Origin of the sequence: Mycobacterium cajalii, from assembly GCF_045809005.2 — a bacterium.
In the GTDB taxonomy this organism is placed as follows: Bacteria; Actinomycetota; Actinomycetes; order Mycobacteriales; family Mycobacteriaceae; genus Mycobacterium.
The window spans coordinates 2,708,317-2,723,926 of sequence record NZ_CM141436.1 but is presented as its reverse complement, the minus strand read 5'-3'; the positions used below and the strand labels follow the sequence as shown (position 1 = coordinate 2,723,926).

Sequence of the window (15,610 nt, the reverse complement as noted above, 5' to 3'; positions counted from 1 at the left end):
CGAAAGTGCCTTCTTGAACTCTGGACAAATACGACGTAAGCACTCGTATTATCCCAGTTCAGAAGGCGCTTTCGCTGTTCACACGCCGATCAAATCACCGGCCCATCCACGGATTCAGGCTTAGCCGACATCCGGCCTTGAGACTTTTCAACACGTTCGGCGACCAGTTCGGTCACCGCATCGAAGTTGTGGGTCCGCTCAACCCGCGGCGGTGACGGTACACCGGCCTGGTCGGCTTCGAACTTGTCCACGACGCGTTTGACGGTCTTGGGAGTGGTGCCGCAGATGTCGGCGGCGCCCCGATACGACCCAACTTGCTGATAGGCAGAAATGATGTCCATGCGTTCCTTCGCAGACTTCAATGGAACTCCCCGGTGGTGACGATGAGTGGTTGGCACCTTCACCGTCACCACCGGGGCCCGCAGTTCCTGATCGACACGACGAACACGGGGCGGGGACTTTTATCTGGCCACCAGCGGGGACCTCCACTTGGCCACCAGTGGGGACTTTCTCATGGCCACGGACAACCGGTGTCCCCATCCAAAGCGCACCCGACCACTGATCGTGCGTGCACATCCAAACCAACACTCGTACGATGACGTTTCACTGGGGCCTCCTACATCTTGTGGCTCTACCGGCCAGGACCTGATTCCTGTCGGTAACCCACGTTCACATGCAGTGAGGCCCCAGCCTGCCCATACCGTCTAGCCCCCGCCCTCCGAAACAGCGGCGGTGGAACGACCTGAGCCGCGGGCCCTGGACGCCCGCCCGGATGGTCGCCGACAGATGGGCAAACTCGGTGAACAGATTCCGGAGGCGGCTCCGGACGCAGCGGCGATCACCCGACCATCGCCGACCCGGTTGTTGACGGAGAGGTTCAGCAACAGAAACGGGTTTGCCATCGGTGCTGCCGATCGCCTGCAGGTTGCCGATCTCAGCACGGGGCAGCGCCTTGGACGCCAGAAGGTGTTCGTGTCGGCGATCCCGGCAAAGCCGGGGTGTCTCTCCACCGGATGACCACCGCGACGCAGTGACCGACGCAAGCCCGAGGTTGTCGTTTGCTATCTACAAGCAATCGCACTTGTACAGACCATCCGAATGCCCTTGAATCTCAACCTGATCCGATGGCTAATCCCGGCCGGCGTCTTTGCTGCGCCGCGTCAGGCGCGCAGTTCGGCGCCGACGCGTTCGGCGGCACACCGCACCGCGGCGTCGCGGGCGGCGCTGGCGTCGTCTTCGGTCAGCGTGCGGTCCGGTGCCCGGAAGCGCAGCGCGAACGTCAGCGACTTGCAGTCCTCGCCGACCTGCGGACCCGTGAAGACGTCGAAAAGCTGGATGTCCTCGAGCAATTCGCCAGCGCCCTCCCGTACCGCGTCGGCGACCGCCGCCGCCGGCACGTGCGCCGGCACGACCAGGCTGACGTCCTGGAACACCGCCGGGAACGGCGAGACCCGCGGCGCCGGGAACGCGTCGACGATGGGAATCGCATCCATGTTCAACTCCATCGCACAGGTGCCCCTGGGCAGTCCCGCCCGCTCGACCACGGCGGGATGCAACTGGCCCGCGTGGCCGACGACGGTGCCCCTGACGAGCACCTCGGCGCACCGGCCGGGATGCCACGGCGGGCGCTGGGCCGCCCGCAGCGTCACCTCGATACCGCTGGCGCGCAGCACGATTCGTACCGCCTCGAACGCGTCGGCCGCCTCGACCCGCCGGCCGGGCCCCCATGGGCCCCGCGGTTCCCGCAGGCCGGTCAGCACCGCCGCGACGTGCTGGGGTTGCCGCGGCAGCGACGCGTCCAGCAGGGCGATCTCAGTATCGGTCGGGCGCCGGTGCACGGGGATGAGCTCCACGGCGCGCGTCTGTTCGGTGGGCTGGACCACTTGGGCGATGGCGAACAGTGCGGTGTCGACAAGACCGCGGGATACATTGCGCCCCAACGCTTCCAGCAGCGCGGGCAGCAAGGTGGTGGCCAGGTGCGGACGGTCGGCCTCGAGCGGGTTGAGCACGTGCGTGGTCGCACGCCGGGGGTCGTCGTCGGGCAGCCCCCACAGGTCGAAGACGCCGGCCGGCAGGAACGGCGTCGGCAGGATCTCGACGTAGCCGGACTGGGCCAGCGACCTCCCGATCGCACGGCGGCGCCGCTGCGCCGCGGTCAGCCCCCGGCCCGCGGGCGCCGACGGCAGCACCGACGGAATGGCCTCGAGACCCTCCAGCCGCAGCACCTCCTCGACGAGGTCGGCGGGCAGCACCAGGTCCGGCCGCCAGCTCGGCGGCGTCACGGTCAGCGCACCGTCCCCGTCGGTCACCAGCGCGCCGACCTGCGTCAGCCGCCGGGCGGTGGTACCCGGGGGGTACGTGACGCCGGCGAAACGGTCCGGCAGGTCGGCGGCGATCCGGATCGGCGGTGGTGCCCAGCGCTCACAGGGCGGATCACCACGCCAGTCCGTCAAAGCGTCGGACACCGCTCCCCCGGCGATGTCGGTGAGCAGCGTCGCGCAGCGGTCCAGCGCGGCCACCGAGATCGCCGGGTCCACCCCGCGCTCGTAACGGCGGGCGGCCTCACTGGGCAGGTGCAGCCGGCGCTGGGTCCGCGAGATCGCGGCGGGGTCCCACACCGCCGCCTCCAGCAGCACGTCGGTGGACTCGGCGCGCACCTCGGTGCTGGCCGCGCCCATCACGCCGCCGATGGCCGCCGTCGCCGCGTCGTCGACGATCAGGACGTCGGCCGGGTCCAGGCGCCGCTCGATGTCGTCGAGGGTGACGACGGTCTCGCCGGGCCGGGCGAAGCGCACGCCGAGTCCTCCGGTGATGCGGTTGCGGTCGTGGGCGTGCATCGGGTGGCCCAGTTCCAGCATCACGTAGTTGGTGACGTCCACGGCCGGGGAGGTCGCGCGGATGCCGCACAGTAGCAGCCGGCGCTGCAGCCACCAGGGCGACACGGCGGCCGGGTCGATCCCGGTGACCGGGCGCAACGCGAACCGGCGCACGCCGGTGTCGGCCTGCACCGTCAGCGGCCACGCCTCCCCCGCCACCGGCAACGGCTGGACCACTTCATCGCCGGCGGGGTCGACGAACGCCAGATCGTAGGCGCACGCGATCTCGCGGGCCAGGCCGCGCACCGACATGCAGTAGCCCCGGTCGGGCGTGATGGCCAGGTGGAACACCACGTCGTCGAGACCCAGCACGCCCGCGCCGCCGGCCCCCGGTTCGGCCGTGCCCGGCGGCAGCACCAGGATCCCGGAATGGTCGGTGCCCAGCCCGAGTTCGGTCGCCGAGCAGATCATGCCCTCGGAGTTGCGGCCGTAGGTCTTGCGGGCCGCGATGGCGAATCCGCCGGGCAGCGTGGCGCCGGGCAGCGCCACCACGACGAGGTCGCCGACCACGAAGTTCGTTGCTCCGCAGACGATTTCACGCGCCCGTTCCTCGCCGACGTCGACCAGGCAGGCCCGGATCGGTTTTTTGAAGCCGCTGAGCTCCTCGATCGCGGCGACCCGCCCCACGGTCAGCGGGCCGTCGACCGGGCCGAGGGCCACCACCTCCTCGACCTCGTGGCCGATGCGCACCAGCGTCTGCTCGAGCTCGTGGGGGGCGACGTCCCAGCCCGGGGCGCCGGCCTGCACCACCTCGCGCAGCCAACTGTAGGGAAGCCGCATCAGGCCCCCACCCCGAACGGCAACGAGAACCGGACGTCGCCCTCGACCATGTCACGCATGTCCGGGATGCCGTTGCGAAACTGCAGGGTGCGTTCCAGGCCCATCCCGAACGCGAAGCCCGAGTACACCTCCGGATCGATCCCGGCGGCCCGCAACACGTTCGGGTGCACCATGCCGCAGCCGCCCCACTCCACCCAGTCGGCGCCGCCCTTCCTGTTGGCGAACCACACGTCGACCTCGGCGGAGGGCTCGGTGAACGGGAAGAAGTGCGGACGGATCCGGGTGCGCGCCGACGGACCGAACTCGGCGCGCGCGAACGCGTCGAGCGTTCCGCGCAGGTGGGCCATGGTCAGGCCGCGGTCCACCGCCAGGCCCTCGACCTGATGGAAGACGGGAGTGTGGGTGGCGTCGAGTTCGTCGGTGCGGAAGGTGCGGCCGATCGACACGATGTAGACGGGCAGTTCGTGTTCGAGCAGGGTGCGCACCTGCACCGGTGAGGTGTGGGTGCGCAGCAGCTGCCGGGAGTTTGCCGGCGCGATGTAGAAGGTGTCCTGCTCGCTGCGGGCGGGGTGATCGGCCGGGAAGTTGAGAGCGTCGAAGTTGAACTGCTCGGTTTCGACTTCCGGGCCCTCGGCCACCTCCCAGCCCATGGCGACGAAGGTGTCGGCGATGTGCTCGGCCAGGATCGTGATCGGATGCCGGGCGCCGGGCGGCTGTCGCGTCGACGGCAGGGTGACGTCGATGGCCTCGGCAACCAGCACGGCCGCATCACGCTCGGCCCGTAGCGCCGCCAGCCGGTCGTCGTAGCTGCGCTGGACCTCGCCCCGCGCGGCATTGACGCGCTTGCCGGCGTCGGCGCGCTCCTCCTTGGGTACGGCGGCCAGCGCCTGGCGGGCCAGCGCCAACGGCGAACGGTCGCCGAGGTGTTCGGTCTTGACGCGGGCCAGCGCGTCGAGGTCGCCCGCGCCGGCGATGGCCTCCCGGGCGGCGGTGACGGCCTTGGCCAACGCTTCCGGCGACAGGTCGACGGGTTGCTCACCCACGCGGCGACACACTCCTTGCTCATGGCTGTCCAGTTGCCCGCATCGTCGCCGGGCGCGCCCCATTATTCCGGCCCGCGCGCGGCACCGGCCGAGAGCCGATCATATGCGATGGGGTCGGGGACCCTTGGAGTTGCGCGGCGCGCGGCCGGGGCGGGCAGGCTATCCGGACGCAACCGGCTGCGGGACGTCGGCTGCCGGAACCAGCACCGTCCTGCGCGCCGTGACCATCTGGTCGAGCTTGTAGGCCAGCACCGCGCCCAGCGCACCGAAGACCGGCGCCGCGGCCATCGTGGCCCAGTGGTGAGCCAGCAGCAGAAACCCGAAGCCCGTCGACGCGACCAGCATCATCGTCCGCAGCGGGGTCCAGTAGATCGGTTGGCGGAACCGGGACGACACCAGCACTCCCAGGATGACGGCGACGGTGTGGCCGGCATCGGTGAAGTCGCCACCGACGATCGCCGAGGCGATGCCCGCGGCCACCCACCAGCCGACCCACGCCATCCGCCAGCGCCGGGGAATCACCGCGGTCATCGCCCCCAGGACCGCCAGGGCACCGTAACTCATGCCGACGTCACTGGCCCGGGCGACCGACAACGGCAGCCAGCGCAGCTCGACGGCCGCGGCGAGCGCGGCAGCGACCAGCAGCGTCGCCCCGATGTGCCCGACGACGAACGCCACGAAAAGCCGGATGGTGCGCAGATGCAACTCGGCGAGCACGAGCATGCACGTCAGAAAGGGCAGCCAGAAATACAGCGGACCCGCGTCGACGACCAACGCGCTGCCGAGCAGGGTGCCCAGGTGCCCGTGGGCCAGGTTGTGCAGGTTGGTGCTGGCATGCTGAATGATGACGTCGCGCGCCTGGGGACCCAGGACGATCAGCGCGGAGCTGACGGCCAGCAGTACTGCCACGTAGCCGACGGTGAACCGGATCCGGCCGAGCCGGGACAAGATGCCGTAGATCATCGACACCTACTATGCCTGTGATTCGGCTTCGTCGCTGTCATCTGGAACTGCCAACTCCCTACTGGCTTTGAGGCGATAGATCGCCAAGTCTGCGGGCAGCCCGGCGGGCTGGGGCGCAAACATCGGTTTACGTGCGCGTTTTGCGAGGACGCCCAAGGCGTCGAGTTCGGTCTGGGATATGAGGTCCAACGTCGAACTGGACACCATGATTCCACCTTTGGTGGCCCGTTCCATAACGCGGGCCGCGATGTTGACGTCGACGCCGAGCCAGTCCGAGGCCATCCGAGTCGGGCGTCCGGTGTGAATACCCACCCGCATCCGCGGAGTGTGGCCGGCCACCTCGACCGACCGCAGCGCCTTGTCGGCGGCCACCGCAGCCCGCACGGCGACCGTCGGTTCGCCGAACACCGCCATCAGCCCGTCGCCCAACCGTTTGACGATGTGCCCGCCCGCGTCCAACAGCGGCGGCTCGATGGCCTGCGCGACCTGCCGCAACAGCGCCAGGGCCGCGTCGTCGCCGGCCTGCAACGACCAAGCCGAGAACCCGACCAGGTCGGTGAAGACCAGCGTCACCTCCGGATTGGCCGGACGTCGGGAAACCGCCTCGGTCAGCGCCTGCCACAACTGCAGCACCCCCAGGCTGACCTCGCGCGACGCGGCACCGCGATCGCCCAGCAGCCGGTCCGCGGCGCGCGCCGCGGCGCGGGGTCCGCCGTCGCCCGCGGTCGACAACGGATCACCGAACTCGGGATCGCCCGGCAGCAGCCGCCGGGCCCGCCGTATCAGGCCGACCACCCCGGGATTGTGGTTGGTCGTGTGCAACCACTGCGTGGCGTTCTGTATCGACACCGGAGGGAGCCGCCGAAGAGTGGAGGGCGCCGCGGTTGCCGCCGGTTCTTCGACTTCGCCCGTGTCCGGATCGCGGGGCGCAACTTCCACTCGATCAACGTTAGGTGCTTCTCGCAGAGGCAGGCAATGACACTCGCCCCGCATGTGTCACACGTCGCAGCGAAGGGCCTGCTCAGGCCGCTGCCACACCGCGGCGGCCCTACAGTGCGGTCGCGATGCCACCCAGCTCGCTGCCCGACAGCGTCACGACCGTAGGCGCGCCGCCGCCGGTGGGATCCAGGGTCACCGTGATCGGCCGGGCGGCCGACAGCAGCCCCCCGACGGGCAGGTTCACATACGCCGAGCTGTACCCCGTCGGCGTCGGCAGCTGCGCCGTCACCGTCGCCTGCCCGTAGAGGTAGCCGTTTGCCACCTCGTAGGGCATGCGCACGAGCGCCTCGGCGGCCACGAGCGGGTGCCCCGTCTGCACCGCGGTGGTGAACGTCGTGACGCTGTCCTGGAAGGCGGCCATGGCACTGATCTGGGCGCCCACCGCGTCGGCGGCCACCACGAGTGGCTGCGGCAGGGTCACCGACCCCGACCAGCTGACCGTTCCGTTCGCCAGGGGCGTCTGGCTCACCGTGATGTCGATGGGACCGAAAGGGGTCTTCACGTCCACGACGGGCAGGGGCGCCGTGCCGGTGCCGGTTGCGGTGCCCGTCGCGGGGGCGGTTGCGGTGCCCGTGGCGCTGCTGCCGGTGGCGGTGGCGGTGCCAACGGTGACCCCGGCGCCGCTGCCGGTCGCGGTGACGGTTACGGACCCGGTGGCGGTTGCGGTGCTGCCGCCGCCCGAACTAACGGTGACCCCGGTGCTGCTGCCGGTGGTGACCGAACCGGCGCTGGTAGCGGTGGCGTTGGCGCCGGTGGCGATGCTCGTGGCGTCACCAGTGGACTGCGTGGCGGTGGCGGTGGCAGCGCTGGGGGCGGTGGCGCCGCTGGACGGGCTGCCGCCGCTGCTGCTGCCGGTGCCGCCGCCGGACGTGGCGTGCGCGCCGGTCCCGATCAGCGGATGCCCCAGCAGCCTCTCGGCCGGCGGGTTCACCACGCTCGCGATATCTCGCCTGAGCACGGCGGCGTCGGCCCGCGCAACCCGCTGCGCGGCGACGAGGTCGGCCTTCGCGGCCTCCCGCGCGCCGGCGAGGTCGGCGCCCATGGCCCGGCGGGCGCCGGCAGCGTCGGCTTTCATAATCCGGGCGGCGGCGGTGGCATCGGCGCCCATCGCCTGCTGCGCGGCGGCGATGTCGGCGCCCAGCGTCTGCCTGGCGTTGGCCATCTCGGCGCCCAGATACGCCAGCGAACTGCCGTTCAGCGCCTTCACCAATTGCGCGTGGAAGGCCGCCGCTTTGGCGCTGACCGCCTGATATCCCTGGGCGTAGGTGACAAACGTCGATTGCAGGGCCGCCGACACCTCGTCGCCCGCCATGGCCGCCATTCCGGTGGTGCCGCCGGCCGCTGCCGCATTCGCCGCGTTCAGCGAAGAACCGAGGGTTTCCAAATTGCCGGCCGCTGACGTCACGGCGTCGGGTGTCACGTTCAGAAACGACATAGCCCGTCCCCTTTGGACTCCACAATGTAAATCGTCACCTAATTGGCGAGGAACCGAGTCTATCGCTATACAAAAACGTGTCTAGTTAAATATTTCTGGCGCTTTCACCAACACTTCCCACTTCGGCGCGCCGCCCGTTAACCGCGCCGCGCCGGCCCCTGGCACCGAAACCCGGCGCCCGAGCAAACGCGCCGCAATTACCATGCGATGCTCGCGCCGGACGAATTTCAGCGGTGGCTAACGACGGCGCTCCGGGCGCCGGACCGCGCCCCGCGGTGCACCGTCCGTTCACCGGGGGCACCGCACGCGGCCGTCCGCGTCGGCCGCCGCCAAACTCCTGATCACAGGGTTACGACGCAGCTGTGGAAAGTCGATAACACCGCCCGCCGATGCGTAGACAACGCGTGTTGTCAAAGCTTATCGTGGCCGCAACGACGAGGAGGTTGCGATGACCCCGACATCGATCCCCGCAGCGACCCCCACAACGACGTCCGCCGGGCCACTGGGACCGGATTCCCTCACCTGGAAGTACTTCGGCGATCTCCGCACGGGAATGATGGGCGTGTGGATCGGGGCGTTGCAGAACATGTACCCCGAACTCGGTGCGGCCGTCGAGGAACATTCGATCCTGCTGCGCGAACCGCTACAGCGGGTGGCCCGCTCGGTGTACCCGATCATGGGCGTCGTCTACGACGGTGAGCGGGCCGCGCAGACCGGCCGGCAGATCACCGGCTACCACAACAGCATCAAGGGCGTGGACACCGCCGGCCGGCGTTATCACGCGCTGAATCCCGAGACTTTCTACTGGGCGCACGCCACTTTTTTCATGCTGGTCATCAATGTCGCCGAGTACTTCTGCGGCGGCTTAACCGAGGCCGAGAAGCGGCAACTGTTCGACGAACATGTCCAATGGTATCGGATGTACGGAATAAGCATGCGGCCAGTACCGAATTCATGGGAGGAATTCCAGCAGTATTGGGAACGGGTGTGCCGCGACGAACTGGAAATCAATCGGGCGACTCTGGACATCTTCCGAATGCGCATTCCGAAACCGAAATTTGTCTTGCTGCCCACACCGATTTGGGATCAATTGTTCAAACCCATGTTAGCTGGGCAACGGTGGATCGCCGTGGGATTATTCGACCCGGCCGTTCGCGAGAAAGCGGGAATGCACTGGACACCGGGCGATGAGGTGTTGCTGCGGCTGTTCGGGAAGGCGGTCGAATTGGCTTTCCTGGCCGTTCCCGACGAGATCCGCCTGCACCCCCGCGCGCTGGCCGCCTACCGGCGGGCCGAAGGGCGAGACCGGACCGACGCGCCCCTGGTCGAGGCGCCGGGATTCGTCGCACCCCCGCGTGACCGTCGCGGACTGCCCATGCACTATTTCCCGCCCCACAAGTCGCTGATGGCGCGCGCGGGCTCGCTGATGCACACGACCCTGTCTCTGGCCGGCCTGCGACCCGCCCGGGGACGGGGCACCGAAGCCGCCTAGGGCAGCGCGCGCACACCCAGTTGTCGCTGATAGACGGGCACAACGCGTGCCGCCTCGGCCCGGTAAGCGAGGGGCGGATGTGATTGCAGCGGGATCCCGCTACAGCAGATCCAGCGCCCGCGCGCTCTGGTAAAGGCAGATCGCCGCGGCGGCGGCGACGTTGAGGCTCTCGGCACCGCCCGCCATCGGGATGCGCAGCCGGCGGTCCGCCGCCGCGGCGAACTCGGCCGGCAGGCCGTGAGATTCCGGCCCGAACAGCCACGCCGTCGGTGCGCCCAGCAGCCGGTCTGCCTTGTCCAGCCGCGTGTCACCATCCGGCGCGGTCGCCAGCACCTGCAGGCCGGCGCCGCGCAGCGCCGCGATGGCGGCGTGCCCGTCGGGCACGACGACCACCGGGAGCGCGAAAATGCTGCCCGCCGATGCCCGCAGGCATTTGCCGTTGTACGGATCGACGCTGTGGCCCACCAGGAGCGCCGCGCCCGCGCCCATGGCGTCGGCGATCCGGATCAGCGTGCCCGCATTGCCCGGTTCGCTGATCCCCACCGCCGCCGCGACCAGCCGCGGCCGGCCGGCCAGCACGTCCTCGAGCCGCGTTTCCGGCAGGTCGCATACCGCGATCAACCCCACCGGCGTGACGGTGTCCGAGAGCGCCTTCGCCGCCCGCTCGGTGACCGGGTGGACCGGGCATTCCAGCGCGTCCACCAGCGCGGCGTGCCGCTGCGCCGCCGGTTCGGTGACGAAGACCTCGCGGACCAGCCCCCGCGCCGCGGCGGCCTCGACCAGGTTAGGGCCTTCGGCCAGGAACCGCCCGGCGCGCCGGCGGCCGACGTGGCGATGCAGTTTGACCGCCGCGACCACGCGGGCTGAGCGCTCGGTCAGCACCGAAGATGCCCGGACTCAGGCAGCCTCTCCCGACGGGCGGTTGACGTCCTCGGGCAGTGCCGCGCGGGCCACCTCGACGAGCGCGGTGAACGCCGCCGGGTCGGTGATCGCGATGTCGGAGAGGTTCTTGCGGTCCACGTCGACGCCCGCGGCCTTGAGCCCCTGGATCAGCCGGTTGTAGGTGATGTCATTGGCGCGCGCGGCCGCGTTGATCCGCGAGATCCACAGCTTGCGGAACTCACCCTTGCGCGCGCGGCGGTCGCGGTAGGCGTAGTTCAGTGAATGCAGCTGCTGCTCTTTGGCTTTGCGGTAGAGCCGGGAGCGCTGGCCCCGATAGCCTTTCGAGGCCTTCAGGATGCTGCGCCTCTTCTTCTGGGCGTTGACCGCGCGCTTTACGCGTGCCATGAGATGTTCCTACTCTCGTTCCGATGTAACTGGTCAGGTGCCGGTGCCGGGTCGCTCACGCGCTCGGCCCGGCTCGATGGTCAGCCGTTCAGCATCGAGTTGACACGCTTGGTGTCGTTGGCTGAAACGGTGGTGCGGCCGTCCAGCCGCCGCGTCCGTTTGGTCGGCTTGTGCTCCAAAAGGTGGCGGCGGTTGGCGCGCTGGCGGACGATCTTCCCGGTCCCGGTGCGCCGGAACCGTTTTGCCGCCCCGCTGTGGGTTTTGGCCTTGGGCATGTCTCTCCCGTTCTGCTGGTCTGCTGTCCAGATGTCAGGTCAGTTGGATGAAGGCGCGGGGTCAGCGCTTCCGTCTGAAGCCGGTGCCGGCTCGGCTTCCGGCCCTTCCGGATGCCGCGCCCTGGCGCGGGTTTTCGCGCCCCGATGCGGTGCCAGCACCATCGTCATGTTGCGACCGTCCTGCTTGGCCGAGGTTTCGACGAATCCGTATTCGGCGACGTCCGCGCCCAGTCGTTGGAGCAACCGGTAGCCCAACTCGGGCCGCGACTGCTCACGTCCGCGAAACATGATGGTGACCTTCACCTTCGACCCCGCCTCCAGGAAGCGCACCACGTGACCCTTCTTGGTCTCGTAGTCGTGGTCGTCGATCTTGGGTCGCAGCTTCTGCTCTTTGACGACGGTCTGCTGCTGGTTCCGGCGGGATTCGCGCGCCTTTTGCGCCGTCTCGTATTTGAACTTGCCGTAGTCCATGATCTTGCAGACCGGTGGTCTGGCGTTCGGGGCAACTTCGACAAGGTCGAGATCGGCGTCCGCGGCGACGCGCAGTGCGTCTTCGATGCGCACGATGCCCACCTGCTCCCCCGCTGGGCCGATCAATCGGACTTCAGGTACGCGGATGCGCTCGTTGACGCGGGTCTCAGTGCTGATGGGGCCTCCCTGGGTGGGCGTTGTCGTGTCGTCACGACCAGCGCCGGGGCCGTCCGGATTCGCCAGGGGAGAACCACACCACCAGCAAAAAAGCCCTGCTCCAGCAGGGCCCATGCCGACCGATCGCGGCGAGAACAGCCAAGCCGCCCGCGTCACCGCGGAACAGACACCGGGATGCCTGTGACCGGACCGCTGAGCCTCGTCAATTCTGCCGGCCAGCGGTGGGAGTGGGACTCCACTTAACTTTCCAGGCGTTCGCCGGGATGGTCGCAGAGGTCAGTTTAGCAGCACTGGAGCCCTTTCCCGCACTTCAGCCTGTCGGCGGCACGCACCGGGCCGCCGGCGGCCCGCGGGGTGCGGCCGCACGAGCCGCCGAAGTCCGCGCGCCGTGCCTGGCGCTTCGCAGGGCTTTTCCAGGATTGAACGAATATCCTCGCGGTCTGTGACTGTCGCTACGCCTCGTTCAGGTAGCCGGTCGACGTCCCGGTATCACTGGGTACCGGCAGCCGCCGGCTGGACCGTCGGCCTCATTGCCACCGTGTCGCTGGTGGCCAGCGTGTCGCCGCTGGTCCGAGTGCTGATCAGGGTGCCGCGCGAATTCATCAACAGCTACCTGTTCAACTTCCCGGACACCAGCATCGCCTGGTCGTTCGTGTTGGCATTGCTGGCCGCCGCGCTGACCGCCCGCAAGCGAATCGCGTGGGTGCTGCTGCTGGGCAACATGGTCCTTTCCGCAGTGCTCAACGCCGCCGAGATCGCTGCCGGCGACAACACCGCCGCCGAGATCTTCGGCGAGAACCTGGGGTTCGCGGTTCACGTCGTGGCGGCCGGCGTGCTGGTGTTGGCGTATCGCGAATTCTGGGCGAAGGTGCGCCGGGGCGCCCTGGTCAAGGCCGCCGCCGTGCTGGTCGCCACCGGCGCCGTCGGGATCCTGGTCTCCTGGGGCCTGGTCGAGCTCTGGCCGGGAACGCTGGCGCGCCAGGACCGGCTGCCCTACGTCGTCAACCGGGTGATCGGCTTCGCCCTGGCCGATCCGGACCTGTTCACCGGCCGGCCGCACCTGATCCTCAACGCGATCTTCGGGTTGTTCGGCGCGCTCGCACTGATCGCGGCGACGATCGTGCTGTTCCAGTCCCAGCGCGCCGAGAACGCGCTGACCGGGCAGGATGAGTCCGCCATCCGCGGGCTGCTCGAGCTCTTCGGCAAGAACGACTCCCTGGGGTATTTCGCGACCCGCCGCGACAAGTCGGTGGTGTTCGCGAGCAGCGGCCGCGCCGCCATCACCTACCGGGTCGAGGTCGGGGTCTGCCTGGCCAGCGGCGACCCGATCGGCGACCCCAGAGCCTGGCCGCAGGCCATCGCCGCCTGGTTGAGCCTGTGCAAGACATACGGCTGGGCGCCCGGCGTCATGGGCGCCAGTTCGGAGGGGGCCCAGGCCTTTCGTGAAGCCGGCCTCAACGCGCTGGAGCTGGGCGACGAGGCCATCTTGCGGACCGCTGATTACCGGTTGTCGGGGCCGGACATGCGCGGGGTGCGCCAGGCGGTCACCCGCGCGCGCAGGGCCGGGCTCACGGTGCGCATCCGGCGGCATCGCGACATCTCCGCCGACGAGATGGCCGACACCATCGAACGCGCCAACGCGTGGCGCGACACCTCCTCCGAGCGCGGGTTCTCGATGGCGCTGGGCCGGCTCGGTGACCCCTCCGACGGGGACTGCCTGCTGGTGGAGGCGCTGGACCGAGGGGGCGACGTCGTCGCGATGCTGTCGCTGGTTCCGTGGGGAACCACCGGTGTGTCGCTGGACCTGATGCGCCGCTCCCCGCAGTCCCCCAACGGAACCATCGAGCTGATGGTCAGCGACCTGGCCCTCAACGGCGGACAGCTCGGCATCACCCGCGTCTCCCTGAACTTCGCGATGTTCCGCGCGGCGTTCGAACAAGGGGCCCAGCTCGGCGCCGGCCCGGTTGCGCGGCTGTGGCGTGGCTTCCTGTTGTTCTTCTCTCGGTGGTGGCAGCTGGAGACTCTGTACCGCTCGAACGTCAAATACCAACCCGAATGGGTCCCCCGCTACGCCTGTTACGAAGACGCCCGGCTGATCCCGCGGGTCGGGGTCGCCTCGGCGATGGCCGAGGGTTTCCTGGTGTTGCCGTTCAGCCGGCGCAACGAGACGCATACGGGTCACCACCCCGCCGTGCCGCCCCGGCTGGCGGAGTCGGGGCTGCTGCACCCCGACGGATCGGCGCCCGACGTCAGCGGGCTGCGGCGCGCGGGCGCCGACGCGGAGCGGGCCCGCCTGCCCGAGCAGGTGCGGGTGCGACTCGCCAAGCTGAAGGTCCTGCAGCGCAACGGCATCGACGCCTACCCCGTCGGGTCTCCGCCCAGTCACACGATCGCCCAGGCGCTCGACGCGGACGACCAGGAGACCATCTCGGTGGCGGGACGGATCCTGCGGATCCGCGACTACGGCGGGGTGCTTTTCTGCCAGCTGCGTGACTGGTCGGGCGACATGCAAGTGCTGCTGGACAATTCCTGCCTGGGCCGCGGACGGACCGCCGACTTCACCGGCGCCGTCGACCTCGGTGACCTCGTCGAAATGACCGGGCACATGGGCTACAGCAAAAAGGGCACCCGCTCGTTGATCGTGCACGACTGGCGGATGGTCGGAAAGTGCCTGCGACCGCTGCCCAACAAATGGAAGGGGTTGACCGACCCGGAGGCCCGGGTGCGGACCCGCTATGTCGACCTGGCGGTGAACCCCGAGTCACGCGAGCTGATCAAGGCGCGCAGCAACGTCGTACGTGCCGTGCGGGAAACGTTGTACGCCAAGGGATTCATCGAAGTCGAGACCCCGATCCTGCAGCAGGTCCACGGCGGAGCCACCGCCCGCCCGTTCGTCACCCACAGCAACACCTACGACATGGACCTGTTCTTGCGCATCGCGCCGGAGCTCTACCTGAAGCGGCTGTGCGTCGGCGGTGTGGAGCGGGTGTTCGAGCTCGGCCGGGCGTTCCGCAACGAGGGCGTCGACTTCAGCCACAACCCCGAGTTCACGTTGCTGGAGGCATACCAGGCGCACGCCGACTATACGGCGTGGATCGACGGCTGCCGCGAACTCATCCAGAACGCCGCCGAGGCCGCCCACGGCGAACAGATCGTGATGCGGCCCCGCGGCGGCACCCACGGCGCCGCCCTCGAACCGGTCGACATCTCCGGGGCGTGGCCGGTGCGGACCGTGCACGACGCGGTGTCCGACGCGCTCGGGGAACACATCGGGCCCGACACGTCCGTGGCCGCGCTGCGCAAGCTGTGCGACGCCGCGCACATCCCCTACCGACCGCAGTGGGATGCCGGCGCGGTGGTGCTCGAACTCTACGAGCACCTCGTCGAGGACCGCACCGAGCAACCGACCTTCTACACCGACTTCCCGACGTCCGTGTCGCCGTTGACCCGGCCGCACCGCAGCCGCGCCGGCGTCGCCGAGCGCTGGGACCTGGTGGCGTGGGGGGTCGAGCTGGGCACCGCCTACAGCGAGCTGACCGACCCGGTCGAGCAGCGGCGCCGCCTGCAGGAGCAGTCGCTGCTGGCCGCCGGCGGGGACCCCGAGGCGATGCAGCTCGACGAGGACTTTCTGCAGGCCATGGAGTATGCGATGCCGCCGACCGGCGGCATGGGCATGGGCATCGACCGCGTCGTCATGCTGATCACGGGCCGCAGCATCCGCGAGACCCTGCCCTTCCCGCTGGCAAAGCCGCACTAGCCTGGCGGCGAATCCCAACGAGTCCACAGCGAACATTCGGTGAATATGTTCCAGC

Annotated in this window: 12 protein-coding genes and 1 pseudogene; 3 read left to right on the top strand and 10 right to left on the bottom strand. The window is 69.3% G+C overall.

All coding sequences use genetic code 11. The annotated features are described in order from the left end of the window. Positions 1-119 precede the first annotated feature (119 nt). Positions 120-362: pseudogene (locus ACJ512_RS13030) on the bottom strand (helix-turn-helix domain-containing protein); the annotation flags it as partial. Positions 363-786: 424 nt separating this feature from the next. Here ACJ512_RS13030 and ACJ512_RS13025 point away from each other — a divergent pair. Continuing rightward, on the top strand, positions 787-1,017 hold the full coding sequence (locus ACJ512_RS13025) for a hypothetical protein (protein ID WP_407687911.1): 231 nt from the start codon (positions 787-789) through the stop codon (positions 1,015-1,017). A 143-nt stretch (positions 1,018-1,160) separates the two neighbouring features. On the opposite strand, the gene pheT is transcribed toward ACJ512_RS13025, so the two are convergent. The 5 genes from pheT to ACJ512_RS13000 form a co-directional block, all read right to left on the bottom strand. Then, positions 1,161-3,656 carry a phenylalanine--tRNA ligase subunit beta gene (gene pheT, locus ACJ512_RS13020; RefSeq protein WP_407687910.1) on the bottom strand — a complete coding sequence of 832 codons (2,496 nt, stop codon included), beginning with the start codon at positions 3,654-3,656 and terminating at the stop codon, positions 1,161-1,163. Next, on the bottom strand, positions 3,656-4,699 hold the full coding sequence (pheS, locus tag ACJ512_RS13015; RefSeq protein ID WP_407687909.1) for a phenylalanine--tRNA ligase subunit alpha: 1,044 nt from the start codon (positions 4,697-4,699) through the stop codon (positions 3,656-3,658). The genes pheT and pheS overlap by 1 nt, the downstream gene beginning before the upstream one ends. A 159-nt stretch (positions 4,700-4,858) precedes the next feature. Then, positions 4,859-5,662, bottom strand: a complete 804-nt coding sequence (locus ACJ512_RS13010; protein ID WP_407687908.1) for a rhomboid-like protein — start codon at positions 5,660-5,662, stop codon at positions 4,859-4,861. A gap of 9 nt (positions 5,663-5,671) precedes the next feature. Continuing rightward, the gene (locus ACJ512_RS13005; protein WP_407687907.1) at positions 5,672-6,601 is read right to left on the bottom strand and encodes an adenylate/guanylate cyclase domain-containing protein; all 930 of its coding nucleotides are present in this window, start codon (positions 6,599-6,601) and stop codon (positions 5,672-5,674) included. Positions 6,602-6,710: 109 nt separating this feature from the next. Further along, a complete protein-coding gene (locus tag ACJ512_RS13000) occupies positions 6,711-8,096 on the bottom strand; it encodes a PE family protein (RefSeq protein ID WP_407687906.1) in 1,386 nt (461 codons plus the stop codon). Between the two features lie 448 nt (positions 8,097-8,544). Between ACJ512_RS13000 and ACJ512_RS12995 the strand changes: the two genes are divergently transcribed. Continuing rightward, a complete protein-coding gene (locus ACJ512_RS12995) occupies positions 8,545-9,588 on the top strand; it encodes an oxygenase MpaB family protein (RefSeq protein ID WP_407687905.1) in 1,044 nt (347 codons plus the stop codon). Between the two features lie 99 nt (positions 9,589-9,687). Here the strand turns inward: ACJ512_RS12995 and ACJ512_RS12990 are convergent, their stop codons facing one another. The 4 genes from ACJ512_RS12990 to infC form a co-directional block, all read right to left on the bottom strand. Continuing rightward, positions 9,688-10,470: a TrmH family RNA methyltransferase gene (locus ACJ512_RS12990; RefSeq protein WP_407687904.1), complete on the bottom strand. Its 783-nt coding sequence runs from the start codon at positions 10,468-10,470 to the stop codon at positions 9,688-9,690. 15 nt (positions 10,471-10,485) lie between these two features. Then, positions 10,486-10,875 carry a 50S ribosomal protein L20 gene (gene rplT, locus ACJ512_RS12985; RefSeq protein ID WP_407687903.1) on the bottom strand — a complete coding sequence of 130 codons (390 nt, stop codon included), beginning with the start codon at positions 10,873-10,875 and terminating at the stop codon, positions 10,486-10,488. Positions 10,876-10,955: 80 nt separating this feature from the next. Further along, positions 10,956-11,150, bottom strand: coding sequence for a 50S ribosomal protein L35 (rpmI, locus tag ACJ512_RS12980; RefSeq protein WP_407687902.1), 195 nt, complete (start codon positions 11,148-11,150; stop codon positions 10,956-10,958). 39 nt (positions 11,151-11,189) lie between these two features. Then, positions 11,190-11,798: a translation initiation factor IF-3 gene (infC, locus tag ACJ512_RS12975; protein WP_407687913.1), complete on the bottom strand. Its 609-nt coding sequence runs from the start codon at positions 11,796-11,798 to the stop codon at positions 11,190-11,192. A gap of 442 nt (positions 11,799-12,240) precedes the next feature. On the opposite strand from infC, the gene lysX reads away from it, so the two are divergent. Continuing rightward, on the top strand, positions 12,241-15,555 hold the full coding sequence (gene lysX, locus ACJ512_RS12970; protein ID WP_407687901.1) for a bifunctional lysylphosphatidylglycerol synthetase/lysine--tRNA ligase LysX: 3,315 nt from the start codon (positions 12,241-12,243) through the stop codon (positions 15,553-15,555). Positions 15,556-15,610 lie beyond the last annotated feature (55 nt).